Source organism: Vibrio sp. Vb2131, assembly GCF_033338535.1.
GTDB classification, from domain to species: Bacteria; Pseudomonadota; Gammaproteobacteria; order Enterobacterales; family Vibrionaceae; genus Vibrio; species Vibrio alginolyticus.
Genome location: NZ_JAWOSW010000066.1, coordinates 1 through 736, shown reverse-complemented (window position 1 = coordinate 736; position 736 = coordinate 1). Strand labels below are relative to the sequence as shown.

At 48.8% G+C, this 736-nt stretch carries 2 protein-coding genes; one reads left to right on the top strand and one right to left on the bottom strand.

The genetic code is table 11. The annotated features are described in order from the left end of the window. A partial coding sequence (locus R7E38_RS22885) for a L,D-transpeptidase family protein (RefSeq protein WP_318082139.1) occupies positions 1–583 on the top strand: 583 nt, incomplete at its 5' end. A 26-nt stretch (positions 584–609) separates the two neighbouring features. On the opposite strand, the gene R7E38_RS22880 is transcribed toward R7E38_RS22885, so the two are convergent. After that, the coding region (locus R7E38_RS22880; RefSeq protein ID WP_318082140.1) for an LPP leucine zipper domain-containing protein at positions 610–736 on the bottom strand (127 nt) is incomplete at its 5' end.

The window sequence follows — 736 nt, the reverse complement described above, 5'->3', positions numbered from 1 at the left end:
CTTCCCAGAGGGCGAAGATGTGGTGCATGTTTTCCCTGTTGGTATTGGCCGAATTGGTCGAGATACACCAGTGATGACAACCAGCATCAGCCAAAAACGTCCGAACCCAACATGGACGCCACCTGCGTCTATTCGTGCAGAATACAGAGCGAAAGGGGTGGATTTACCTGCGGTTGTGCCAGCAGGCCCCGACAACCCGCTTGGGTTGTTTGCACTTCGTCTAGCTTACGGAAATGGTGAGTACCTTATTCACGGTACCAACAAAGATTTCGGCATCGGAATGCGCGTGAGTGCTGGTTGCATTCGTATGGACCCAAGTGATATCGAATGGTTGTTCGACAAAGTTCGTCGTGGTGAAAAAGTAAACATCATCAATCAGCCAGTGAAAGTGTCACTAGAGCCGGATCGTAGTGTGTTTGTGGAAGCGCATGAACCGTTAACTCGCAGCAATGGCGAGAAAGATCATTTACAAGTCCCGAAAGAATTGGGCTGGTGGCTAAATGAATTTGGATTGACGAATGTAAAAGCGAAAGCGGTTATCGCCGCTCAGAATGGGGTTCCAGTAGAAATAACCGCGCCTTAACGGGCGTTAAAGCGCGGAACAACATCTTACTTAGTGTAAGACTGAGCGATGTTATCGATACGCTCGTTAGCACGTGCTGCTTCTTCTTGAGCAGCCATTGCTGCGTCACCTGATTTTTGAACGTCAGATTGAAGAGCTTGTACGTCTTGGCTT